This window comes from Aeromonas salmonicida subsp. salmonicida (assembly GCF_001643305.1).
Classification (GTDB): domain Bacteria; phylum Pseudomonadota; class Gammaproteobacteria; order Enterobacterales; family Aeromonadaceae; genus Aeromonas; species Aeromonas salmonicida.
Genome location: NZ_LSGW01000011.1, coordinates 19718 through 42788 on the forward strand (window position 1 = coordinate 19718; position 23071 = coordinate 42788).

The 23071-nt window shown below is 59.8% G+C and carries 20 protein-coding genes; 11 read left to right on the top strand and 9 right to left on the bottom strand.

Going from position 1 to position 23071, the window contains the following annotated elements:
- Position 1: 1 nt before the first annotated feature.
- Positions 2 to 1138, bottom strand: a complete 1137-nt coding sequence (locus AXW79_RS00895; RefSeq protein WP_005312377.1) for a vWA domain-containing protein — start codon at positions 1136 to 1138, stop codon at positions 2 to 4.
- Between the two features lie 4 nt (positions 1139 to 1142).
- A complete protein-coding gene (locus AXW79_RS00900) occupies positions 1143 to 1985 on the bottom strand; it encodes an AAA family ATPase (protein ID WP_005312374.1) in 843 nt (280 codons plus the stop codon).
- A gap of 167 nt (positions 1986 to 2152) precedes the next feature.
- Between AXW79_RS00900 and cysK the strand changes: the two genes are divergently transcribed.
- The 4 genes from cysK (at position 2153) to crr (ending at position 6146) form a co-directional block, all read left to right on the top strand.
- A complete protein-coding gene (gene cysK, locus AXW79_RS00905) occupies positions 2153 to 3121 on the top strand; it encodes a cysteine synthase A (RefSeq protein WP_005312371.1) in 969 nt (322 codons plus the stop codon).
- Positions 3122 to 3563: 442 nt separating this feature from the next.
- Complete coding sequence (locus AXW79_RS00910) at positions 3564 to 3821, top strand: HPr family phosphocarrier protein (RefSeq protein WP_005303128.1); 258 nt, start codon at positions 3564 to 3566, stop codon at positions 3819 to 3821.
- 44 nt (positions 3822 to 3865) lie between these two features.
- Positions 3866 to 5593, top strand: coding sequence for a phosphoenolpyruvate-protein phosphotransferase PtsI (gene ptsI / locus AXW79_RS00915; RefSeq protein ID WP_005312368.1), 1728 nt, complete (start codon positions 3866 to 3868; stop codon positions 5591 to 5593).
- A 43-nt stretch (positions 5594 to 5636) separates the two neighbouring features.
- Complete coding sequence (crr, locus tag AXW79_RS00920; RefSeq protein WP_005312365.1) at positions 5637 to 6146, top strand: PTS glucose transporter subunit IIA; 510 nt, start codon at positions 5637 to 5639, stop codon at positions 6144 to 6146.
- Positions 6147 to 6234: 88 nt separating this feature from the next.
- Here the strand turns inward: crr and AXW79_RS00925 are convergent, their stop codons facing one another.
- Both AXW79_RS00925 and AXW79_RS00930 read right to left on the bottom strand, forming a co-directional pair.
- A complete protein-coding gene (locus AXW79_RS00925) occupies positions 6235 to 7197 on the bottom strand; it encodes a sensor domain-containing diguanylate cyclase (RefSeq protein ID WP_005312360.1) in 963 nt (320 codons plus the stop codon).
- A 62-nt stretch (positions 7198 to 7259) separates the two neighbouring features.
- Positions 7260 to 8078 carry a type 2 periplasmic-binding domain-containing protein gene (locus AXW79_RS00930; protein WP_005312357.1) on the bottom strand — a complete coding sequence of 273 codons (819 nt, stop codon included), beginning with the start codon at positions 8076 to 8078 and terminating at the stop codon, positions 7260 to 7262.
- Positions 8079 to 8315: 237 nt separating this feature from the next.
- Between AXW79_RS00930 and AXW79_RS00935 the strand changes: the two genes are divergently transcribed.
- Positions 8316 to 8864, top strand: coding sequence for a cytochrome b (locus AXW79_RS00935; RefSeq protein ID WP_005312353.1), 549 nt, complete (start codon positions 8316 to 8318; stop codon positions 8862 to 8864).
- A gap of 28 nt (positions 8865 to 8892) precedes the next feature.
- On the opposite strand, the gene AXW79_RS00940 is transcribed toward AXW79_RS00935, so the two are convergent.
- The 4 genes from AXW79_RS00940 to AXW79_RS00955 all read right to left on the bottom strand — a co-directional run bounded on the left by AXW79_RS00940 (position 8893) and on the right by AXW79_RS00955 (position 15229).
- On the bottom strand, positions 8893 to 9543 hold the full coding sequence (locus AXW79_RS00940; protein ID WP_005312349.1) for a bactofilin family protein: 651 nt from the start codon (positions 9541 to 9543) through the stop codon (positions 8893 to 8895).
- A 177-nt stretch (positions 9544 to 9720) separates the two neighbouring features.
- Positions 9721 to 13473, bottom strand: coding sequence for an AAA family ATPase (locus tag AXW79_RS00945; RefSeq protein WP_005312346.1), 3753 nt, complete (start codon positions 13471 to 13473; stop codon positions 9721 to 9723).
- Positions 13470 to 14696, bottom strand: a complete 1227-nt coding sequence (locus tag AXW79_RS00950) for an exonuclease SbcCD subunit D C-terminal domain-containing protein (protein WP_005312344.1) — start codon at positions 14694 to 14696, stop codon at positions 13470 to 13472. Before AXW79_RS00950 ends, AXW79_RS00945 begins: the two co-directional genes overlap by 4 nt.
- 104 nt (positions 14697 to 14800) lie before the next feature.
- Positions 14801 to 15229: a GNAT family N-acetyltransferase gene (locus tag AXW79_RS00955; RefSeq protein ID WP_005312341.1), complete on the bottom strand. Its 429-nt coding sequence runs from the start codon at positions 15227 to 15229 to the stop codon at positions 14801 to 14803.
- Positions 15230 to 15408: 179 nt separating this feature from the next.
- On the opposite strand from AXW79_RS00955, the gene rdgC reads away from it, so the two are divergent.
- The 5 genes from rdgC (at position 15409) to AXW79_RS00980 (ending at position 21900) form a co-directional block, all read left to right on the top strand.
- On the top strand, positions 15409 to 16320 hold the full coding sequence (rdgC, locus tag AXW79_RS00960) for a recombination-associated protein RdgC (protein ID WP_005312334.1): 912 nt from the start codon (positions 15409 to 15411) through the stop codon (positions 16318 to 16320).
- A gap of 174 nt (positions 16321 to 16494) precedes the next feature.
- Positions 16495 to 18276, top strand: coding sequence for a gamma-glutamyltransferase (ggt, locus tag AXW79_RS00965; RefSeq protein ID WP_011898976.1), 1782 nt, complete (start codon positions 16495 to 16497; stop codon positions 18274 to 18276).
- A gap of 373 nt (positions 18277 to 18649) precedes the next feature.
- Positions 18650 to 18937, top strand: a complete 288-nt coding sequence (locus tag AXW79_RS24090; protein ID WP_005312332.1) for a cation:proton antiporter domain-containing protein — start codon at positions 18650 to 18652, stop codon at positions 18935 to 18937.
- 29 nt (positions 18938 to 18966) lie between these two features.
- Positions 18967 to 20310, top strand: a complete 1344-nt coding sequence (locus tag AXW79_RS00975) for a cation:proton antiporter domain-containing protein (protein WP_005312329.1) — start codon at positions 18967 to 18969, stop codon at positions 20308 to 20310.
- A 408-nt stretch (positions 20311 to 20718) separates the two neighbouring features.
- Complete coding sequence (locus tag AXW79_RS00980) at positions 20719 to 21900, top strand: M28 family metallopeptidase (protein ID WP_005312327.1); 1182 nt, start codon at positions 20719 to 20721, stop codon at positions 21898 to 21900.
- Between the two features lie 77 nt (positions 21901 to 21977).
- Here the strand turns inward: AXW79_RS00980 and AXW79_RS00985 are convergent, their stop codons facing one another.
- Positions 21978 to 22202 (bottom strand): hypothetical protein, encoded by a 225-nt coding sequence (locus AXW79_RS00985; RefSeq protein ID WP_005312324.1) that lies wholly within the window; start codon positions 22200 to 22202, stop codon positions 21978 to 21980.
- Between the two features lie 303 nt (positions 22203 to 22505).
- On the opposite strand from AXW79_RS00985, the gene AXW79_RS00990 reads away from it, so the two are divergent.
- Positions 22506 to 23071 (top strand): pyruvate kinase (locus AXW79_RS00990; RefSeq protein WP_231109931.1); only part of this gene is annotated, 566 nt, incomplete at its 3' end.

Here is a 23071-nt window from a genome sequence, read left to right on the forward strand (position 1 = left end):
ATTACAACTGATCGATCGCCGCGGCGAGACCAGCCAGCGTCAGCGGATGCATACGCCCGCCAACCACGTCATTCATCAACTTGATGGAGGGATGCCAAAACCACTCGCGCCTGGGGATGGGATTGATCCACACCAGCCTGGGAAAGTGTTGCTGCAGGCGAGCGAGCCATACCTGACCCGCCTCCTCGTTCCAGTACTCAACGGCACCACCGGGCCAGCTGATCTCGTAGGGGCCCATCTTGGCGTCCCCCACAAAAATCACCCTGTAGTCGCTGCCGTAGGTGCGCAACAATCTCAGGGTGTCGAACCGCTCCTCGAAGCGACGGGCGTTGTCTTGCCAGACGAAGTCGTAGAGACAGTTGTGAAAGTAGAAATACTCCAGATGCTTGAACTCGTGGCGTAGCGCCGAGAAGAGCCGCTGCACCTCGGCCACGTGGGCATCCATGGAGCCACCCACATCGAAGAAGACCAGCAGTTTGACGCCGTTGTGGCGCTCGGGCCTCAGCTTCACATCCAGCCAGCCCTGACGAGCTGTGCTCTTGATGGTGTCGTCGAGATCCAGCTCGTCAGGATTGCCCTTGCGCACCCAGCGTCTGAGCTTGCGCAGGGGTGAGTCGTCGCTGAAGTTGCGATAGTGGCGGGCTTCCCACACCTTGACCGCCTTGCCATGCTGGCCCTCTCCCCCCATGCGGATCCCTTCCGGGTGAAATCCGCCGTGACCGAACGGACTGCTGCCGCCGGTCCCCACCCACTTGTTGCCGCCGGCATGGCGCTCTTTTTGTTCCGCCAATCGCTGGTTGAGGGTTTCAAGCAGCTTGTCGAGCCCACCCAGAGAGTGCAGCAGCGCTTTTTCTTCGGCACTTAACAAGCGTTCGAACTCCTTGCGTAGCCACTCATCAGGTAAGGCGTCGGGCAGCAAGTGGCTGGCCTGCAGACCGTCGTAATACTCGGCAAAGGCGCGATCGAAGCGATCAAAATGAGCCTCGTCCTTGACCAGCAGGCAGCGGGAGAGCTGATAGAAGTCGTCCATGTCGACACTGACCAGCCGGGCTGCCAGCGCGGCGTGCAAGTCCAGCAATTCGCGCAAACTGCAGGGGATCTTGTGGCGACGCAGCTGGCTGAAAAAGTCGATCAGCATGGTGTCAGTTGCCGCGACGGGCCAGGAAGGCCAGCTTCTCGAACAGGTGCAAGTCCTGCTCCGTCTTCAGCAGGGCGCCGTATAGCGCCGGGACCAGCTTGCCCGGTTCGCGGGTGCGCATCGCCTCGGGAGAGATATCATCGGCCAGCAGCAACCGGATCCAGTCCAGCAGCTCGGAGGTAGAGGGCTTCTTGCGCAGCCCTTCCACTTCCCGCAGTTCGAAGAAGAGCGTCATGGCCTCATCCAGCAACGCCGCTTTCAGGTTCGGATAGTGCAGGTTGACGATGGCCTGCATCTCGGCCTTGTCGGGAAAGCGAATGTAGTGAAAAAAGCAGCGACGCAAGAAGGCATCCGGCAGCTCTTTTTCGTTGTTGGAGGTAATGATGACAACGGGGCGCCGGCGGGCCTTGACTCGCTCGCCGGTCTCGTAGACGTCAAACTCCATCCGATCCAGCTCCAGCAGCAGGTCGTTGGGGAATTCGATGTCCGCCTTGTCTATCTCGTCGATAAGCAGCACGGGCCGCTCATCAGCGGTAAACGCCTGCCACAGCTTGCCCTGGCGAATGTAATGACTGATATCCCCCACTCGCGGATCCCCCAGCTGGGAATCACGCAGCCGGGCCACTGCATCATATTCGTAGAGCCCCTGCTGGGCTTTGGTGGTGGATTTAATGTGCCAGGCAATGAGGTGAGTGCCGAGCGAACTGGCCACGGCCTCGGCCAGCTCTGTTTTGCCAGTGCCAGGTTCACCTTTGATAAGTAACGGTTTTTCCAGCACTATGGCCGCATTGACCGCCATCTTCAGCGCCTCTGAGGCGAGATAGCGATCGCTTCCTGCAAATCCCATAACGTCCATTCCTTTGACGATAAGAGACCTTTTTGAGATCGAGGCCTCAGTAAGAAAGAATAAGCTCTATATCTTGTAATAACATATTGTTATAACAAATCGTCACTTCTCATTCAGAAACCACAGGGTAATCTTGTTTCATCGCCGTAACAAACAGGGATAGCACCATGAGCAAAATTTTTGAGGACAACAGCCAGACCATAGGTCACACCCCGCTGGTTCGACTCAACCGTGTTACCAAGGGCCGCGTACTGGCCAAGATTGAAAGCCGCAACCCGAGCTTCAGCGTCAAGTGCCGTATCGGTGCCAACCTGATCTGGGATGCCGAGAAGCGCGGCGTACTGACCCAGGGCAAGGAGATCATCGAGCCCACCAGTGGTAACACAGGTATTGCTCTGGCATTTGTGGCCGCCGCCCGTGGCTATCCCATCACCCTGACCATGCCGGCCACCATGAGCCTGGAGCGCCGCAAGCTGCTCAAGGCGCTCGGTGCCAATCTGGTGCTGACCGAAGGCCCTCTTGGCATGAAAGGCGCTATCGCCAAGGCCAACGAGATCCTCGAATCCGAGCCGGGCAGATACGTTTTGCTGCAACAGTTTGAAAACCCCGCCAACCCGGAAATTCACGAGAAGACCACTGGCCCCGAGATCTGGGATGCCACCGACGGTCAGGTGGATGTATTCGTGGCAGGTGTAGGTACAGGTGGCACCATTACCGGCGTCTCCCGCTACCTGAAGCAGACCAAAGGCAAGGCCGTGATCTCGGTGGCCGTCGAGCCAAGCGAATCACCGGTGATCAGCCAGCGTCTGGCCGGTCTCGAAATCAAACCGGGTCCCCACAAGATCCAAGGCATTGGTGCCGGCTTCATCCCGGGCAACCTGGACCTGACCCTGCTGGACCGCGTCGAACAGGTGAGCAGCGATGATGCCATCGAGATGGCGCGCCGTCTGATGGAAGAGGAAGGCATTCTGGCCGGTATCAGCTCTGGAGCCGCCGTCGTGGCCGCCGCCCGTCTGGCCGAGCTGCCCGAGTTTGCCGACAAGACAATCGTCGTCATACTGCCGAGCGCTGCCGAGCGTTATCTCTCCAGCGCGCTGTTTGCCGGCGTGTTCAGCGAGCAGGAGTTGCAACAGTAAGTGATCGGATAATTTCAAAACAACGGCGCTCCCAGGAGCGCCGTTTCTTTATGAGCTAGACTGAGCACTTGGCAGCGCCACTCGGCCCCTTATTTTTTGGGGTAAAATAACAAACAAACGAGTGACAAAAAAAGCAGACATCCTGTGATAAATTTCATATCCTGTGCGGCGTCACGAGGTGTTTGCCGACTAGGTATCACAAAGTAACAAAGTGTTATTTTTCGTTATAAAATAATTTCAAGCCAGTATTTCTGCGGCTTGTAGCGCGATAACGGAAAAGAGTAGCGGCAAACACCGAATACTGCACAGAAAATTGACCTGGATTAAACCATTGCAGGTCTGATTTCGTTACTTTACAACATATCCATACTGACACGGTGAGACAAGGAAGCGTCAAAAGCATCCATCTCTCCAAAAAATATCAATAATATGGGGTGAAACCATGTACGAGAAGTCTGTTGTTATCACTGCTGAAAACGGCCTGCACACCCGTCCGGCAGCTCAGTTCGTGAAAGAAGCCAAAGAATTCCAAAGCGAGATCACTGTGGTCTCCGGTGGCAAATCCGCCAGCGCCAAGAGCCTGTTCAAGCTGCAGACCCTGGGCCTGACCAAAGGCACCAACGTGACCATCCAGGCCGACGGCCCGGACGCTCAGAAAGCCGTTGAGAAGCTGGTTGCCCTGATGGACGAGCTGGAGTAATCCAGCTTTATTCCTCCCCCACAGTCGTTTTAATAGGAAGGATTATGATATCTGGCATTCTTGCATCCCCCGGTATCGCATTCGGTAAGGCGCTTCTTCTTAAAGAAGATGAAATCGTTATCAATCAGGGCAAGATTTCTGCTGACCAGATTGACGCCGAGATCAACCGCTTCCTCGAAGCCCGCACCAAGTCAGCTGCACAGCTGGAAGCCATCAAAGCCATGGCTGGTCGCACCTTCGGTGAGGAAAAAGAGGCCATCTTCGAAGGCCACATCATGCTGCTCGAAGATGAGGAGCTGGAAGGGGATATCAGATCCTTCATCAAAGACAACAAGGCCACCGCTGATAAGGCCGTCTACGAGGTCATCGAGCAATACGCCAAGATGATGGCCGATCTGGACGATCCCTACCTGCGCGAGCGCGCCACCGACTTCCGTGACATCGGAACCCGTCTGGTGAAGAACGTGCTGGGCATCGCCGTTGTCAATCTGAGCACCATAGACGAAGAGGTCATCCTGGTCGCCAAAGACCTGACTCCGTCCGAAACTGCCCAGATCAACCTGAAATATGTGTTGGGTTTCGTTACCGATATCGGTGGCCGTACCTCTCACACCTCCATCATGGCGCGCTCCCTTGAGCTGCCGGCCATAGTGGGCACCAACGACATCACCGAGCGCGTCAACAATGGCGAGATGCTGATACTGGATGCGATCAACAACCAGATCATCATCAACCCGACCGCTGAACAGCTGAACGAAGCCAAGCAATTCCAGGCCCAGTTCCAGGCTGAAAAAGATGAGCTGGCCAAGCTGAAAGATCTGCCTGCCATCACCCTGGATGGTCACCAGGTCGAAGTCTGCGCCAACATAGGTACCGTCAAGGATACCGAAGGTGCCATCCGCAATGGCGCCGAAGGCGTGGGTCTGTACCGTACCGAGTTCCTGTTCATGGATCGCGATGCGCTGCCGACCGAAGACGAGCAGTTCAAGGCCTACAAAGAAGTGGCAGAGGCCATGCCGGATCAGCCGATCATCGTCCGTACCATGGACATTGGCGGCGACAAAGAACTGCCTTACATGAATTTCCCGAAAGAGATGAACCCCTTCCTGGGCTGGCGTGCCGTGCGTATTTTCTTCGATCGCGAAGACATCATGCACGCCCAGCTGCGAGCCATACTGCGTGCGTCAGCCTTCGGCAAACTGCGCATCATGTTCCCGATGATCATCTCCGTCGAAGAGTTCCGCAGCCTCAAGGCCACCGTAGAGAAGCTGAAAGCCGAACTGCGCACCGAAGGCAAAGCCTTTGATGAATCCATCGAAGTGGGTATCATGATCGAGACTCCAGCTGCTGCCGTGATGGCTCATCATCTGGCTAAAGAAGTGGATTTCTTCAGTATCGGTACCAACGACCTGACCCAGTACACTCTGGCAGTCGACCGTGGTAACGAGATGATCTCCGCCATGTACAACCCGCTGTCACCCTCCGTCCTGACCCTGATCAAGATGGTTATCGACGCTTCCCATGACAATGGCAAGTGGACCGGTATGTGTGGTGAGCTGGCTGGTGACGAACGCGCCACACTGCTGCTGCTGGGTATGGGTCTGGATGAGTTCTCCATGAGCTCCATCTCTGTACCGCGTATCAAGAAGCTTATCCGCAACACCAACTTCGAAGATGTGAAGGCAATGGCTGACCAGGCTCTGAGCTATGCAACCGCCGCCGAAATCGAAGCCTGTGTAGATAACTTTATTAAGCAGAAGGCAGTCTGCTAAGATCGGCTGCAAACAGCGACAATCATCTCTAGGAGCTTTTACTATGGGTCTGTTTGATAAACTGAAGAAACTGGTTTCCGACGATAGCTCTGATACAGGCGGCATCGAAATTTTTGCCCCGCTGTCAGGTGAAATCGTACCGATCGAAGATGTGCCTGACGTTGTCTTCGCCGAGAAGATCGTCGGCGACGGTATCGCCATCAAGCCGGCTGGCAACAAGATGGTTGCACCGTGCGATGGTACCATCGGCAAGATCTTCGAGACCAACCACGCGTTCTCGCTGGAATCCGACTCTGGTATCGAGCTGTTCGTTCACTTCGGTATCGATACCGTTGAACTGAAAGGCGAAGGCTTCACCCGCATCGCTCAGGAAGGTCAAAAGGTCAAGCGCGGCGACACCATCATCGAGTTCGATCTGGCCATTCTGGAAGCGAAAGCCAAGTCTACCCTGACGCCGGTTGTCATCTCCAACATGGATGAGATCAAAGAGCTGATCAAGATGACGGGTGCCGTGACTGTGGGCGAGACCCCGGTGATCCGCATCAAAAAATAATGCACGGCTGGTTCAAGCCAGTTGCTGCAACGAAAAACCGAAGCCATGTGCTTCGGTTTTTTTATGAAAAAATGGCAGTGAATACCGACTACTCCTTGCCAAACAATACCCGGTTTCGCCCCTGCGCCTTCGCCTGATACAGCGCCCTGTCCGCCACCAGCAACAGGTTGTCGAGGCTTTGTCCCGTCGTCAGCGTGGCGCAGCCAAAACTCATCGTCAGTGAGAAATGGTGATGGTGCCAATTTATCTGACTGGCAGACAACAGCTGTCGCAGTTGCTCGGCCCGAGAGACTACTCGCGCGGCATCAGCTCCCGGCAGGATCAGCAGGAACTCCTCCCCTCCCCAGCGCGCCAGACACTCCTTTTCCTGCAACTGCTCCTCCATGATGCGGGCAACCCCACACAAGGCCGCGTCCCCGGCGGGATGACCATATCGATCGTTGACCTGCTTGAAGTGATCAACATCGCACAGGATCACTGACAAGGGTCGCCCCTGCAGCCAGTGCGCCTGCAGTTGCTGCTCGGCTCCGCGCCGGTTGCTGAGTTCTGTCAGTGGGTCGGTACAGGAGAGGCGACTGACCTCCTCTATCATGCAGTGCAGATCGTGAATGTCGCGAAACGTCACTATGTGCCAGCCGGGCATGGCATCGGCCGTCAATTGGGCTGTGATGGTAAACCAGCGATGCTGGCCATTCTTACAGTAAATCCGGGTAGACATCTCCGCCACGGCAGAGCCGTTGGCCAGACAGGTCATGACAACCTGATTCCAGTCCTGGATGGCTTGAGTTCTGGTCTGCTCATCGTGATAGACAGTCGCAAACCAGGCTGTCATATCCGGCAACTCGGCCAGGGTGTAACCCAGCTGCGCAGAGAAGGCCTGATTCACGAACCTGTGATGCCGGATGGGAATGTTCGACAGGGTTGTTGGTATTGTGCCAAGAGTATCACCACAGACCGCCTCTGAAATGAGGATCGGTATCGGGATCACATCAAAGGATCGAAACAGTATCTGCTGCAGTTCGCTCAATATCGCTGACTCGGATATGTTCAAGGTATTTCCCTTACCAATATTTCGCTCAACAGTAAGTGAGTCCGCAGGCTGGGTAAATCCGCTTATTGAGCCTCTCGGACCACCTTGGTCGCAGTGTTCTCTCCCGGTTGCCACTCCTGATAGGGGCCATGGATGGCAGAGTAGATCTTGTCCAGCTGACCGGAGGCCTTGAGCTTGCCGATGGACTGTGTCAGGAAACGGTCCACCCTATCCCCCTTCTCTCCTTTCGGGATAATAAACACATCGTCGAACTCGCCGAAATAGACGCGGTGGATATTGGTCAGCCCCATCTTCCTCAATGCAAAATCGGCCTCCTCCTGCGCCCAGAGAAAGGCGTCGATACGGCCCCTGCTCAGTTTGCCAAGGGACTGCTCGATTGAGAGGGAACGCTTGACCGAGAAGGGCCAGAAGTCGCTCACCCCCTCGATGAGCAGATCCCGCTTGGTGTACTCATAACCGAGTACCATGGCAGGCGTAATCGGAGCTGTGCTGTTGCTGTAAAGCACATGGGTCACTTTGCCAAAGGTCACAGAACTGAAACGATAGGGGAGCATGGATTCATCGATATAGGGATTGCGCAACGCGGGCAGATTGAAGTCCGCTTCCCCCACCACCACGCTGCGGGTTGCCCGCGACATGGGATAGACCATCACGCTCACCTCGACCCCGTCGTCCAGATCGGCGATAGCCTTGACCAGATTGACAAAGGGGCCGCTACCATCGGAATCGATGAGCCCCGGCAACAGGCCCAGATAGGCAGAAAAGCGCGTTGGATGTTCAGACTCGGCCGCAGAGAGGCGGCCATTGCTGCTCCCCATCCCCCCTGCCACCAGGGCGCACAACATGAACAGGAGACCCTTACCCAAGCCGACATGTTTCATGGATCAAACCCTCGTCATCACTGCCATAGCGGGCAGGGTTATCAGAAGCATAGCTCCGTGATGAAAGGTACATCCACAGCCAGCGGGATAAGCATTCAGTGTTAAAAAGTTATCTGGATCAATGTTTGCCCTGACAAGTCTCGTAACATGGAAAGGGATACACCAAGGTCCGGCCATCCCAAGCCCACCCAACGAGATAAAAAGTAATGCAATGAGCGCCCCGAGAAGGACACGAGCATGTTGAAAAATACCGAACAGCGTTATGGCAGCCTGAGTATCGGGCTGCACTGGTTGACCCTGCTATTGATGATGGCCGTCTACGCATTGATGGAGTTCAGGGATATTTTCCCCAAGGGCTCGGCCGGCCGTGACCTGATGAAGGAGTGGCACTTCATGGTGGGCTTGTTGATCCTGGCGCAGGTCGTTGTACGGCTGCTGGTGCGCTTTAGCAGCCCGTTACCCCGCATAGTGCCCACCCTGTCACCCCTGATGCGAACACTGGGTCACCTCGCCCATCTGGCACTGTACGGCTTTCTCATCCTTGCTCCGCTGCTGGGTTGGTTGCTCCTCAGCGCAGGCGGCAAGCCCATCCCCTTCTTCGGATGTGAGCTGCCCGCCCTGCTTGCACCGGATGATGGTCTGAAGGGGACGATCAAGGATCTGCACGAAACACTGGCCAACATAGGCTATGCCCTGATCGCCCTGCATGCGGCGGCAGCCATCTATCACCATCATGTGCTCAAGGACAACACCTTGACCAATATGTGGCCCGAGCGCCGCAGCTAAACAGTGGGGGCATACTGGCCCCCTTTGTTCACGCCTCTTTTGCCACCATCTCTGGTACGTTTATGGCCTTGGATTTGCTTTCAGGTTGCAGCTTTTTCACGTTCCCCTTGTTCTCACCAGAGACAGCTTTGCTCTCTTCCTGAGATTGGGATTGCCCAATGAACTGGCCTCCCTTTCGAATGGACAGGTTGCCACCTTTGAAAATTCCCTTCATCTTGCCATTTTCGAGGATCTCGACCTCTGTCGATGTGCAGGTGCCCTCCAAAGTGCCATTGATGGTGACATGGGCAGCGGTCACCTCTCCCTCAACCTTGCCACCCTCCATGATACGAACAGTCCCCCCGCTAACCAGCAGCGTCCCTATGAATTGTCCGTGTACGTCCAGATTACCTTCTACCTGCAGCTCACCTGCGAATCTGGCTCCCTGTGCAATCACTGTCATTGCCACATCGGATACCACAGACACCGACTCATTGCGCTTTCGTCCAAACATTCTGACTTTCTCCACCATCAACATCAGCGCCATCACTAACAGCGGCACTATGGGTAACTTGTAATATGCAGATCCCAGCACATAGAGCAGCAACGCCAGGCCCCAACAGAACCAGATGAAATAAAGCGCGTCACTTCGTTTTCGCATCGCGATGCGACGCAGGATCCTTTCAGGTACAACCGTCATTGACCATTCCCTCTTGCGGGTGCATGGATTCAAGACCGGGGTCACGACCCCTGGTTATGTCTTTCCCGCAATATGCGGGTATGGACCTAGCTCAAGCGACCATATTGCGAAAACTCTGAAACAAAAAAGCCCCACCATCTGGCGGGGCTGCCGACCCTCAATGAAGTAAATCAGGATTCAGGGCAACACCACCCGACTCTCACCACCACCGAGGGCCTCGACCCGAATTTGCACACCGATCCGCTCCACCAGGGTCTGCACATGGGAGATGACGCCTATCTGGCGGCCGGCCGCCTGCAGCGAGTCCAGGCTGGAGAGCGCGAGATCCAGGCTGTCCGGATCCAGGGTGCCGAAGCCCTCGTCGATAAACAGCGACTCGACCTGGGTCTGGCGCGACGATAGGCTGGAGAGGGCCAGCGCCAGCGCCAGCGACACCAGGAAGCTCTCGCCGCCGGAGAGGGAGTCCACAGAGCGCACCTCGTCCCCCATGTCCAGATCCACCACCTGCAGCGCCAGATCCGTGCCGGGTACCCGCTCCAACCGGTAGCGCGGCGACAACTCGCCGAGCTGGGCATTGGCCTCTAGCAGCAGACGCTCCAGGGTGAGGCTCTGGGCGAAGGTGCGCAGCTTGGCGCCGCTGGCGGAACCGATAAGCTCGGACAACTGCTGCCAGTGATCCGTCACCGCCTGCTGGCAACTCAGCGCCTCTTGCAAGGAGCCAGCCTTGAGGGCCGCCGCCTCGGCCTGGGCCAGCGTACTCTTGCACTGGAACAGCTGCTCCTCCAGCTCGCGGCAATGGGCCTCGCAAGCGCCAAGGCGCTCGGCAAGGGCCTCGGTGGAGAGCGCCGTCAGTTCGCCGTGATGCTCGCGATAACGCTCCCGTTTCACCTCCTCCAGCGCCAGCGCCCGTTGGCGTTCGGCCAGCCTGGTACGCGCCTCGGCCAGGGCATCATCCAGCCCCTGCAGGGCTGTGCGGCGGGCCTTGAGCTCCTCCGGATGGATGGCCAGCAATCGGCGCAGATCATATTCGGCAATCCCGAGCCTGGTGGCATGGGCAGCCCAGCGCCCCAGTACCTCGCGGCGGCGGCGACTGCTCACCTGTTTGTCCTGCTCAAGATGGGTCAACCGTGTCTTGAGCTCTGTCTGTCGCTCCCTTGCGGCCCGCAGTGCGCCCACCGCCTCTTCGAGTTGATTGGCTCCCCGTGAAAGTCGCTGCTGCCATTCGCCCTCGACCTCGGCGATGGCACGTCCCCCAAGACACGCCTCGCGGCTGGCCAGCAGTCCCTGGCGCTGTTGCTCGGCCTCCTTGTAGTCGCGCTCCAGCTTGTACAGCTGTTCATTCTGGCTCTGAACCCTTGCCTCCTGCGCACTGAGCGCCGGGGTCAGGCTGGCAAGTTCGCTGCCCAGCTGCTCCCACTCGCGCTGTCCGTGCAGATAGGCCTCGCAGGTCTGCTGCCATTCGAGCCACTGCCGGCTGCCGAGCCATTGACGCCAGGGTTCGGCCCCCATCTGTTCATCGAGCCGGGTTTCACCCTGAACCAGGCGCTGGCGCAGTGTGACTTCCTGCTCGGCCAGCGCTTTGAGCTCGGCCTCCCACTCTATCTTCTTCCGCTCGGCCTCCTGCCACTGCTGTTCAAACTGCTGATGACGGGTTGTGAGCTGAGTCAGCTGATTGCGCAGCCCCATCAGCATCTGCTGGCCTTGCTGGGCCTGTTGCAGCTGTCGCTGTCCGGCCACCAGACCCAGCTCCAGCGCCTCCCCCTGTGCCAAGAGATGCGCCAGCAGATCCGCCCACTCTGCGGGGCTTTGCCGCAAGGGCAGCCCGTGGCCCAACAAGGTCTCACCACCCCACTGCAACCAGCGCTGGGTCAGCTGTTCGGCTCTCGCCTCCAGCTCGGGTTGGTGTTGCTGGCGGGCAACCAGCTGACGAGTCAGATCGACACGCTCGCTCTCTCCCTGAATATGTTGATGATTGAGTCGCTCCCACTCCAGCTCCAGCTGACGGACTCGCTCGGCCAGTTGCGCCAGTATGCCGGCCACCTGCGGCTGGCTCTGGCGATAGGGATGCTCCTCTGCGCCACACAGCGGGCAGGGAGTGCCGTCGCTGAGCACGTGACGATACTGCTCGAAGCTGGCGACGGCACGGGCCTGATCCAGCGCATGACGCGCCTCGTCACGCTGAAGCCCGAGTCGCTCCAGCGCAGGCACCAGCTCCTCGTGCTGGATGGCCAATCGGGTGAGGTGCTGCTCCAGCAGTGCCATCTCTTGCAACAAGCGCTCCTGTTGCTCGCTGTGATTACGGCCTGCCTCCGCCAGCTCCAGCAATTGGCGCACCCGTGCCAACTGCTCGGTCTGGGTCTGACGCTGCTCCTGCGCCTTGGCGACCTGACCATCCCACTCCTGCGCCTGCAACTGGTCGTGCTGCTGTTGCAGCCGGGCGCGCTCCTGCTGCCAGTAGTCCCGCTCCTGCTGTCCCTGCTCCAGCCGGCTGTTGAGATCCCGCAGGGCATGGCTCTTGTGCTCACGGCTTTGCAGCAGATGTTGCAGCTGATCCCGTCCCTCGGCCCAATCCTGCATGGCTGCCAGCAGGGGTTGCCACTGGCGTGCCAGGGGTGCCAGCGCCTTGCGCTCCTCGAGCCAGAGCGCCCATTGCTGACGCCGCACCTCGAGCGCCTGCACCCGGCTCGCCTGCTGTTGCCACTCCTGTTGCAGGGCGACTTGCAGCGCGCGGGCCTGCGCCCCCTGCTGCTGAACTTCCTGCAACTGGCTGCTCTTCTCCCTGATGCGGGTATCGAGCTCCTGCGCCCGCTTGAGTTCGGGTTGCAGCGCCCCCCATTCGCGCTCGGCGGCTATCTTGTCGGCCAGCAGTTGCTGCTCTCGCAGCGCGGCCTGCTGCTGGGTCTGCTCGACCTGTTCGAGCTCGGGACCCAGCTGGCCAATGAGCTGCTCCTGCTGCTGCACTTCCAGGGTGAGACGAGCAAGTTCATCGTGATCGGCGCGGGCCACCTGGGCCTGCTCGGCGCGGCCAAACTCCTCCCGCTCGGGAGCCGCCTGGGCGTGAGCCGCCTCGGCGGCGGCCAGTGCCGTCTGCCCCTCCTCGCAAGCCAGCAACTGGGCGGCGATGCGGCTGTTGAGGTCCCGCAAGTCCTGCAACAGCTGGCGCTGCTGCTGCTCGTGCTTGAGGCCGGTGGAAAGGCCCAGCTGCTGGGCTACCCACTGCTCGCGAGTGGCCTCGTCCATCAGCGCAACGTCGCCGAGGCGTTGCCCGATGGCGGCCAATTTTTGCTGCTCCTCCCGCGCCCGTTCATGGGTCTGGATGGAGATGGCGGAATAGAGCTCGGTGCCCGTCATCCGTTCGAGCAGGGCGGAGCGCTCGTCGGCGCTCGATTTGAGAAACGCGGCGAACTCCCCCTGGGGCAGGATCACGGCGCGGCGAAACTGCTCCCAGGAGAGCCCCACCAGTTCATCGATGCGATCCTGCAGCTCCCGCTTGCTGCCGGAGAAGACCTGACCCGACGCCACGTCGGTCAGGCTGCGCTCCTGGGCCTGAAAACGCCCCTCGGAACGGTTGCGCGCCCGGCGCACCGCCCAGCGGGCCAGCCAGATGCGGCCATCGCAGCCGCGAAACCGTACCTCGGCACAGCCGCTGGCGTGGCCGCGACTGAGGATGCCCCGCACGTCGTTGGCCTTGAGCTTCTCCTCGTCATCCGCTCGGCCCACCTCGGCCACGTGCTTGCGGTTGGCGATAAAGCGCGGCATCTCGTCGTACAGCGCCAGACAGATGGCATCGAGCAAGGTGCTCTTGCCGGCACCCGTGTTGCCCGTGATGGCAAACAGCCCTGCGGCGCCGAGCGCCCCCTTGGTAAAGTCGATGGTGAAGGCCCCGGTCAGGCTGGCCAGGTTCTCACCGCTGAGGGACAGGATCTTCATGCGCCGGACTCCTTCACCTGTTGCAATATCTCTTCAAACGAGGCGACCAGTTCGGCCTCGGGTTCACCGTCAAACTGGCGCTGATAGCAGAGGCGAAACACCTCAGTGGGGGAAAGCTCATCCAGCCTGCGCTGGTTCTGGCCATCGGCCAGCCCCTGGCCAGAGCCCAGATAGCGGGTACTGATACGGGCCAGGCGTACCGGCTTGCCCGCTAGCGCCGCCAAGATGCGCTCGCGGATGCGGGCCTCGGGTCTGGGCAGCAGCAGTCGTACTTCGAGGAAGGGCTGTGCCTCGCTGGGCAGCGCCGGCAGGGACAAGGCCTCTATGGCCTTGAGCGCCCCTTCCAGTTCGCTCTCGGGCAGGCGGATCATCTCCACCGCGCGGGGCACAGGGATCCGCTCCAGCCCCATCAATTTGCCCCCCTCAAACGTCACTTCCAGCACCTGATGGTTGTAGTTGGCCTCGGCCAGCGAGAGCGGCAGTGGCGAGCCGCTGTAGTGAACACCCTCGGCCGGGCTCTGGGCCAGATGGAGGTGACCGAGCGCCGTGTAGTCGGCGCTGGCAAAAATATTGGCAGGCAGGGCATGCTGGTTGCCGCCGAGTACCCGCCGCTCTGAGAGCTCGGAGAGCTGGCCTGCCGCCAGATAGGCGTGGCCCATGGCGATCAGTGCCTGATCGGGTTCGCAGCGTGCACGACCTTGCGTCAATACCTCTTCATAGACCCGCCGTACCCCTTCAATCAGCCGATCCTGACCCTCTTCAAGCTGTTCAACCCTCAGGTCGCTGCTGCGCAGGAAGGGAACGGCGGCGCACCAGGCGGCTATCTTGCCCTCCCTGTCTTGCAGCGGCACCAGCAGGCGGTCGGTCTCAAGCTTGCCCTCACTGTCACGGCTGATGCTGCCCACCAGATGCAGATCAAAGGCCCGCAGCAGTTCGTGAGGGGCATCCAGCTTGGAGGGAGAGTCGTGGTTGCCGCCGATCAGCACCATGTTGAGGTGGGGCATCTCGGCCCGCAGCCTGGCCAGAAAACGGTAGATCTGCTGCCAGGCGCTGGCGGGGGGATTGGCGGTATCAAACAGATCGCCCGCCACCAGCAGAGCATCGATCTGCCGCTGCTTGATGGTATCGGTCAACCAGTCGAGGAAGCTGTCGTGTTCGAAGCGGCGTTCATGGCCATGGAGTTGATGACCAAGGTGCCAGTCGGCGGTATGCAGGATTTTCATGAGAAATCGACTCGGATCCAGGAGAGGTGCCAACGGCACCCGATGGAGACAAGATGAGGATGCCAACCTCTCTTTTCAAGCAAAACAGGTCGGTGGCGTCAGATTCAGGCGGGCTCGCAACACATCTTGTACTGGGGATGACCGGTGAGGGGATCCGACTCCTCCCCCTGGATCACGAAACCGTGGCGGCGGTAGAAACGCACCGCCTGCGCATTTTCCACGAACACCCGCGCATGCAATCTGGCCCCCTGCGCCTTGGCCTCCTGCAGCAGGGCATGGCCGACGCCGCGCCCCTGCCGGTCTGGGCGCACGAACAGGGCAGCCAGGTAATCCTCCACCAGCGCCATGAAGCCGAGCAGCTCGCCGCGCTCCTCGAACACCCAGATGCGGGCGTGGTCGAGATAGCGGGTGCGCAGATCCTCCTGGGCCTGCCACCAGCAGGAGGCATCGACGAAATCGTGGGCCTGCAGGGAGGCCAGCAACCAGATTTCGACGATCTCTTCCATGTCCTCGGACCGACTCGGCCTCAACATATTTGCATCCTTGTTAACAATCTGAACACCCGCAGTCTAGGGGACTTTGATGACAGGGTTGGGGACGAACATGACTCCCTGTGAACTCGATCGTCCTTTTTTTACGAGAATGATTGGCTGATCACAAAGCGCCTCTCTAGTACAATGCCCGCCGGACAATCTATGAGACCGAGGACGCCATGTGGTTTAAAAACCTGCAGATTTATCGCTTTACCCGCCCCTTTGACCTGACAGTGGATCAGCTGGAAACCCAGCTCGAGGCCTGTGCCTTCACCCCTTGCGGCAGTCAGGACATGTCCCGGTTCGGTTGGGTCAAGCCCCTTGGCAAATTCGGTTCGACCCTGACCCACTCCGCCTCAGGCCACATCCTCATCTGTGCCCGCAAGGAAGAGAAGATGCTGCCGGGTACCGTCATCAAGGAGATGCTGGCGGAGAAGGTAGAAGCGATCGAATTCGAGCAGGGCCGCGCCCTCAAGAAGAAAGAGAAGGAAGCGCTGAAGGAGGAGATACTACACACCCTGCTGCCCCGCGCCTTCAGCCGCACCAGCCAGACCTTCGCCTGGATCAACCCGGCCGACAATCTGATGGTGGTGGATGCAGGCTCCGCCAAGAAGGCGGACGATCTGCTGGCACTGCTGCGCAAAAGCATAGGCACCCTGCCGGTGGTGCCGGTGGCCCTCAAGAACCCGCCCGAAATCACCATGACAGAGTGGCTGAGCGAGGGTAACCTGCCCGCCACCTTCGCACTGGAAGATGAAGCCGAGCTGCGCAGTGCCATGGAGCACGGCGGCATCATCCGCTGCAAGCAGCAGGATCTGATGACCGACGAGATAAAGAACCACCTGGCCAACGACAAGCTGGTGACCAAGCTGGCTCTGAACTGGGGCGAGACCCTGAGCTTCGTGCTGGGGGACGACCTCTCCATCAAGCGTCTCAAGTTCAGCGAAGAGCTGCGCGAGCAGAACGACGACGTGACCAGCGAAGATCCCGCCGCCCGTCTGGATGCGGACTTCGCCCTGGTGACCGCCGAGCTGGCCCAGTTCATCCCGGCACTGTTTGCCGCCCTGGGTGGCGAAGAGCAGTCCATCTGATCAACGCCTGCTTGCATTGCACAAACCGCCCGAGTGGCGGTTTTTTTGTGTCTGCGGCGCATGACCTTTATTGATAAATGAGTAAGGTATTGATCTGGTTCAACAACTTGAGCAACCAGTTCCAATCGTGACATAGTCGTCCTTCGCGCTCATAAAACAGACAAGGAGAGTGTCATGTTGCTCAAACCCGCAGGGCTGGCCGTTGCCTTCGCCCTCCTGGCCGGTTGCGCCAGTGACAAGGGCTTTCACTATGCCCCGCCCCCCCAGACCCTGATCGCCCCGGAAGCCGCCAGCGGCTGGACAGATAAACAGGGCTGGCAGGGCCATGGCTTCATGGTGGCTGCGGCCAATCCGCTGGCAGTGGATGCGGGCTACCAGATCATCCGGGCGGGCGGCAGCGCCGTGGATGCCGCCATCGCCGTGCAACTGGTACTGACCCTGGTGGAGCCGCAATCCTCCGGTATCGGTGGCGGCTCCCTGCTGCTGGTATGGGATGGCAGCAAGGTTGCGGCTGTAGATGGTCGCGAGACGGCCCCTGCCGCCGCCACGGATCAGCTGTTCATGAAGGATGGCAAGCCCATGGCCTTCTATGACGGCGTGGTGGGCGGTCGCTCGGTCGGCGCGCCTGGCACAGTGCGGGCGCTGGCGCTGGCCCATCAGCGCTATGGCAAGCTGCCCTGGGCTGCGCTGTTCGAGCCCGCCATCACCCTCGCGGAGCAGGGGTTTGTCATCAGCCCGCGCCTCGCCACCCTGCTGGCAAAAGACCCCTATCTCGCCAAAGACCCGGATGCCCGCGCCTACTTCTATCTGCCCGACGGCACACCAAGGCCTGCCGGCAGCACGCTCACCAACCCGGCACTGGCCAAGGTGTTGCGCACCCTGGCCACACAGGGGGCGGATGCCTTCTATCAGGGGCCGCTGGCCCAGGCCATGGTAGCCAAGGTGCGCCAGCATCCCACCAATCCCGGTGTGCTGGCGGCGGCCGATCTGGCCAGCTATCGCGCCAAACTGCGCGACGGCCTCTGCTTTGACTACCGCCAGAGCCAGATCTGCGGCTTCCCGACCCCCTCCTCCGGCACCATAGCCCTGGGACAGATATTCGGCATGCTGGAGAGCCGCGACATGGCGGCCCTCAAACCTGTGACGACGCCAGAAGGTCAGCTTGCCGCGTCAAGCGATGCCATCCATCTCTACAGCGAGGCGGCGCGGCTCGCCTTCGCCGATCGCAACCAGTATGTGGCAGACAGCGATTTTGTCAGCGTGCCGGTCAAGGGGCTGCTGGACAAGGGCTATCTGGCCGAGCGGAGCAAGCTTGTCGGCGAGCGCTCCATGGGGATCGCCCAGCCCGGTATGCCGCCGCTGGCACTGGCTCGCGGCAAGGATGCGACCCCCGAGCTCCCCTCCACCAGCCATGTCTCCATCGTCGACAAGGCGGGCATGGCGGTCTCCATGACCAGTTCCATCGAGGATGGTTTCGGTTCGCGGCTGATGGTCAACGGCTACCTGCTCAACAACCAGCTCACCGATTTTTCCTTCACCTCTGTGGATGCCGCCGGTCTGCCGGTGGCGAACCGGGTCGAGCCTGGCAAACGGCCACGCTCCTCCATGTCCCCCCTGCTGGTGTTTGACAAGCCAAGCGGCGAGCTGACCATCACGCTGGGCTCGCCGGGGGGCTCCGCCATCATCAACTACGTGGGCAAGACGCTGCTCGGCACCCAGGATTGGGGGCTGAACCTGCAGCAGGCCATCAATCTGCCCAACTTCGGCAGCCGCAACGGCCCCACCGAGCTGGAGCTTGGGCGCACACCGGAGAGCGTGGTCGAGGGATTGAAAGCGAGAGGCCACGAAGTGGTACTGAGCGAGCAGACATCGGGTCTGCAAGGGGTCGAGCGCAATGCCGGCGGCTGGTTCGGCGCCGCCGATCCGAGGCGAGAAGGCATTGCCAAGGGCGAATGAGTGCCAGCGTATCTTCACCAAGGCGACCTCAGGGTCGCCTTGGTGCTTGTGGCGTCCTGGCACCCACCTATACAGGGAAAATCATCAACGATGAATTATTCCTGCCAACGAAATGGATAAAGCTGTCTCTTCTCCCCCTACATGTCGGCACTTATGCACTTTTAATCGCAAACAAGCGTCAAAATGTGGATAAATATTACTTTTAAGCAAAATTTGTATTATTTTTCAACAGAAAAGACAACTGTTGTCACCAATATCCAGTGTTCGCTGCGGCCAACATCTGTCTCTTTCGCCCCCTGCTCATTGACAGCTGCCCTCTTCATCCCCAGCGGTGATCTGGTAGCCCCCTGACTGCCATTAGCGAGGTGACGACATGGACCACTCCCTTCCCCTTATCACGACTCTGGTGGGCGGCTTCGTGCTCGCCTACGTACTCGGCATGCTTGCCCATCGTCTCAAGATCTCCCCCATGGTGGGATATCTGGCGGCCGGGGTGATCTCGGGCCCCTTCACACCGGGTTATGTGGCCGACATGGCGCTGGTGCCCGAGCTGGCGGAGCTGGCGGAGCTGGGGGTCATATTGCTGATGTTCGGGGTCGGCCTGCACTTCTCCTTCAGCGACCTGATGTCGGTGAAGAAGATCGCCATCCCGGGGCCATAGTCCAGATAGCGGTCGCCACCTTGCTTGGCATGGGGCTCTCCTCCCTGCTGGGATGGGATCTCACCGCCGGCCTGATGTTCGGCCTCGCCCTCTCCACCGCCAGTACAGTGGTACTGCTGCGGGCGCTGGAGAGCCGCCAGAACCTGGAGACCCTGCAGGGGCGCATCGCCATCGGCTGGCTCATCGTCGAGGATCTGGTGATGGTGCTGGCGCTGGTGATGCTGCCCATACTCGCCAATATCCAGCACGGCGATCAGAGCATGAGCTGGCAGAGCATAGCGCTGGATCTGGGCTGGACCCTCGGCAAGGTTGCCCTGTTCGTGGCGCTGATGATGGTGGTGGGCAGTCGCTTCATTCCCTGGCTGCTGGCCCACACCGCCAGCACTGGCTCCCGCGAGCTGTTCACCCTGGCGGTACTGACCGGCTCCCTCGGCATCGCCTTCGGTGCGGTCAAGCTGTTCGGCGTCTCCTTTGCCCTCGGCGCCTTCTTCGCCGGCATCGTCATGAACAGCTCCGAGCTGAGCCATCGCGCCGCCAACAACACCTTGCCGCTGCAGGATGCCTTCGCCGTGCTCTTCTTCGTCTCGGTGGGCATGCTGTTCAACCCGGCTGTGCTGCTGACGGATCCGCTGGCGGTGCTGGCCACCCTGTTCATCATCATGTTCGGCAAGTCGGTGGCAGCCTACGCCATAGTGCGGCTGTTTCGCTACAGCCAGCGCACCGCGCTCACCATCTCCGCCAGCCTGGCCCAGATCGGCGAGTTCTCCTTCATCCTGATAGGGCTCGCCATCGTGCTCAAGCTGGTGCCGGAAGCGGCCCGGGATCTGATCCTGGTAGGCGCCAGCCTCTCCATCATGCTCAATCCGCTGGTGTTCAACGCCGTCGAGCGCTACCTGGAGAAGCACCCGGATGCCGACAACACCCAGGCACTGGCCGAGTGCAAGTGCCCGGCCGTCGAGATGAAGGAGCACACTGTACTGGTAGGCTTTGGCCGGGTCGGTCGCCTGCTGGTGGAAGGGCTGCAAGCCGCCGAGCGGCCGCTGGTGGTGATAGAGCAGGATCCGCACCGGCTGGAGAGCCTGCACCAGGCCGGGATCCCCCATATCAATGGCAACGTGGCAAACGATGAGGTGCTGTGTCGCGCCGCCATCGCCGATGCCAGCTGGCTGCTGGTGGCCATCCCCAACAGCTTTGAGGCCGGCGAGGCCATCGCCCAGGCCAGACTGATCAATCCGGCCATCCGGGTCATAGCCCGTGCCCACAGCGATGACGAGGTTCACTTCCTCACCCGGCAGGGGGCAGACAAGGTGATCATGGGGGAGCGGGAGATAGCGCTCGGTATGCTGGCGGAAACCACTGGCACCCCTGCATAAGCCCGTCACCACCAGACAAGAGAGGGGCCCATGGCCCCTTTCGTTTATCCCCCAGTCCACCCGTGACTGAATCGTGCTGACGATGGCTGATGAGTCATATCGGCAATCCCGAACGCACCTCAGCGCCATGGCACAGTTTGGCTCCCTTCGTCAGCCCCCCAGCCGGGGCACATTGGGTACCACCTTGCAACCACACTCCCTGCTGCCTCCTTGTCAGCACAAAGCTCCGGCCAGCTCGGGACAAGCCCGGTGGTAAACAGCAGATTGTGCAGCGGCCCCCACCGGACGGGGGAGTCCGCATACCAGATGGGCAGATCCGGTGAATGCCCCCTTGGCTAGACTGGGGGGGTCGTCTTATGACACCCACCCCATGCTAGTCACCTGTGACAATACCCGGAAGGATCCGACATGAAACCCTTTATGACCGCCCTCTTGCTTCCCCTCTTGCCCCTCGCCGTGCAGGCCGCTGAACCCGTCTGGATCACGGTCGGTGCCGATAGCGGCGTCGAACTCAAGCAGGTCAAGGCCAAGCTGGCCCCCCTGTTCAGCGCCAGCGGCGCCCCCATCCAGCTAGCCCAGATAGAGGCGAGCGAGCTGGGTACCCTCTCCCACCTGATGCATGAAGGCCACCAACGCTGTGGCGGCTATGTGGTTCACAGCACGCTGGCAGATGCGCTGCAGAGCATGGCCCAACCCCTCAGCCAGAACCTGTTCAGCCCGCCGCCGCTGACTCAGGGTGCCAGTGTCAACCGGCTGCTGCCCTATCTGGATCAGGGCAACATAGTGGGCACCATCAGCAAGCTCTCCAGCTGGCGCAACCGCTACTACACCACCACAACCGGGGTGCAATCCGCCGACTGGGTCGCCAGCCAGTGGCAGAGCCTCGGCAGTGCCCTGCCCTGGGCCAGCGTCAGCCGGGTCAAACACAGCGGCTATCCGCAGCAATCCGTGGTGCTGACCCTCAAGGGCAGCCGCTATCCTGACGAAGTCGTGGTGCTCGGCGGCCACCTCGACTCCACCGCAGGCTCGGCTCCCAACAGCCGCACCCTGGCCCCGGGCGCCGACGATGATGCCTCCGGCATCGCCACCCTGACTGAAGTACTGAGGGTCATCGCCGAGCAGGGCCGCCAGCCGGAGCGCACCCTGCAATTTATCGGTTATGCGGCAGAAGAGGTGGGCTTGCGCGGATCCAAGGACATAGCGACCCGCTACAAGGCGGCCAACACCAGGGTACTGGCCGCACTGCAGCTGGACATGACCAACTATCAGGGCTCGGTTGAGGATATCGTCTTCATGACCGACTACACGGACCAGGGACTGACCGGCTATCTCACCCAGTTGCTTGACGCCTACCTGCCGCAAATAAGCTATGGCTATGACAGCTGCGGCTACGGTTGCTCGGATCATGCCTCCTGGCACAATCAGGGCTATCCCGCCGCCATTCCGTTCGAGTCACGCTTCAACGACTACAACCCCAAGATCCACACGGCGCAGGATACCCTGCAAAACTCCGATACCTCGGCCGGCCATGCCCTCAAGTTTGCCCAGCTGGCCACCAGCTTCGCCATCGAGATGGGCAAGATCAACTGAGTGACACCCGGTTGAACAAGCAGCAATCAGACAAGAAAGGGAGGCTCGGCCTCCCTTTCTTGCTCATCACACGGTTTTCAGCGGGATTGTGGATGCCAGCCAAGCAGACTGGCCTGACGCAGCTCTTGCCAGGCTGGGCGGGAGAGAAGGGGTTCACTGGCCGCCAGCATCTGGTGCAATTCGGCAAGCTCAAGGGCGCTGACGGCCCCCTCCAGAGGCGCAGGATCATCCGGCCAGCAGCTGGCGGGCAGTGCCTGCATCCCGAGCAGGGCGAGGGAGAGTATCAGCAGATAGGGCGCCATATTGCGGCTCTCATGTTCAGTAACCGGGTCTATTCTTGTCGAGACTGATGACGGCTTGATGACAGGGAAGGATCGTCATTTTACAACATCTGACGAGGCTAACCGGCGCCGAGACACATATGGCAACATTTATGCCAGATCTGCGAAAACCAGTTAATTTATGCCCTAAAAAGTAACCGGGAGGAAAACGTTATCCCTGAAAAGAAAACGTTATCTGGTCAAAACGTTGTTTCTGGATCATAAAAAGTATCCAAAAACTGGTGTATATTGCACGGCGGAAACTCCTTAACCATGAAGACTGACATGAAAAAGACCAAAATCGTCTGCACCATAGGTCCCAAGACCGAATCCAAAGAAATGCTGGCTAAAATGCTGGATGCCGGCATGAACGTCATGCGCCTGAACTTCTCCCACGGCGATTACGCCGAGCACGGTGGTCGTATCAACAACCTGCGCGCTGTCATGGCCGAAACCGGCAAGCACGCAGCCATACTGCTCGACACCAAGGGTCCGGAAATCCGTACCATCAAGCTGGAAGGCGGCAACGACGTTGCCCTGGTCGCTGGCCAGACCTTCACCTTCACCACCGACCAGACCGTCATTGGCAACAAAGACAAAGTGGCCGTGACCTATGCCGGTTTCGCCAACGACCTGCGCGTCGGCAATCGCATCCTGGTGGATGACGGCCTGATCGGCATGGATGTGATCGAAATCACCGAGCGTGAAGTCATCTGTAAAGTGCTGAACAGCGGTGATCTGGGCGAGAACAAAGGCATCAACCTGCCGGGTGTCTCCATCAAGCTGCCGGCCCTGGCCGAGAAAGACAAGCGCGACCTCATCTTCGGTTGTGAGCAAGGCGTTGATTTCGT

Coding starts and splice junctions, on each gene's coding strand:
- AXW79_RS00980 (WP_005312327.1), top strand. CDS start 20,719: ATGAAACCCTTTATGACCGCCCTCTTGCTTCCCCTCTTGCCCCTCGCC.
- crr (WP_005312365.1), top strand. CDS start 5,637: ATGGGTCTGTTTGATAAACTGAAGAAACTGGTTTCCGACGATAGCTCT.
- AXW79_RS24090 (WP_005312332.1), top strand. CDS start 18,650: ATGGACCACTCCCTTCCCCTTATCACGACTCTGGTGGGCGGCTTCGTG.
- AXW79_RS00945 (WP_005312346.1), bottom strand. CDS start 13,473: ATGAAGATCCTGTCCCTCAGCGGTGAGAACCTGGCCAGCCTGACCGGG.
- AXW79_RS00930 (WP_005312357.1), bottom strand. CDS start 8,078: ATGAAACATGTCGGCTTGGGTAAGGGTCTCCTGTTCATGTTGTGCGCC.
- AXW79_RS00975 (WP_005312329.1), top strand. CDS start 18,967: ATGGGGCTCTCCTCCCTGCTGGGATGGGATCTCACCGCCGGCCTGATG.
- AXW79_RS00935 (WP_005312353.1), top strand. CDS start 8,316: ATGTTGAAAAATACCGAACAGCGTTATGGCAGCCTGAGTATCGGGCTG.
- AXW79_RS00910 (WP_005303128.1), top strand. CDS start 3,564: ATGTACGAGAAGTCTGTTGTTATCACTGCTGAAAACGGCCTGCACACC.
- AXW79_RS00895 (WP_005312377.1), bottom strand. CDS start 1,138: ATGCTGATCGACTTTTTCAGCCAGCTGCGTCGCCACAAGATCCCCTGC.
- AXW79_RS00900 (WP_005312374.1), bottom strand. CDS start 1,985: ATGGGATTTGCAGGAAGCGATCGCTATCTCGCCTCAGAGGCGCTGAAG.
- rdgC (WP_005312334.1), top strand. CDS start 15,409: ATGTGGTTTAAAAACCTGCAGATTTATCGCTTTACCCGCCCCTTTGAC.
- AXW79_RS00955 (WP_005312341.1), bottom strand. CDS start 15,229: ATGTTGAGGCCGAGTCGGTCCGAGGACATGGAAGAGATCGTCGAAATC.
- ptsI (WP_005312368.1), top strand. CDS start 3,866: ATGATATCTGGCATTCTTGCATCCCCCGGTATCGCATTCGGTAAGGCG.
- ggt (WP_011898976.1), top strand. CDS start 16,495: ATGTTGCTCAAACCCGCAGGGCTGGCCGTTGCCTTCGCCCTCCTGGCC.
- cysK (WP_005312371.1), top strand. CDS start 2,153: ATGAGCAAAATTTTTGAGGACAACAGCCAGACCATAGGTCACACCCCG.
- AXW79_RS00985 (WP_005312324.1), bottom strand. CDS start 22,202: ATGGCGCCCTATCTGCTGATACTCTCCCTCGCCCTGCTCGGGATGCAG.
- AXW79_RS00940 (WP_005312349.1), bottom strand. CDS start 9,543: ATGACGGTTGTACCTGAAAGGATCCTGCGTCGCATCGCGATGCGAAAA.
- AXW79_RS00950 (WP_005312344.1), bottom strand. CDS start 14,696: ATGAAAATCCTGCATACCGCCGACTGGCACCTTGGTCATCAACTCCAT.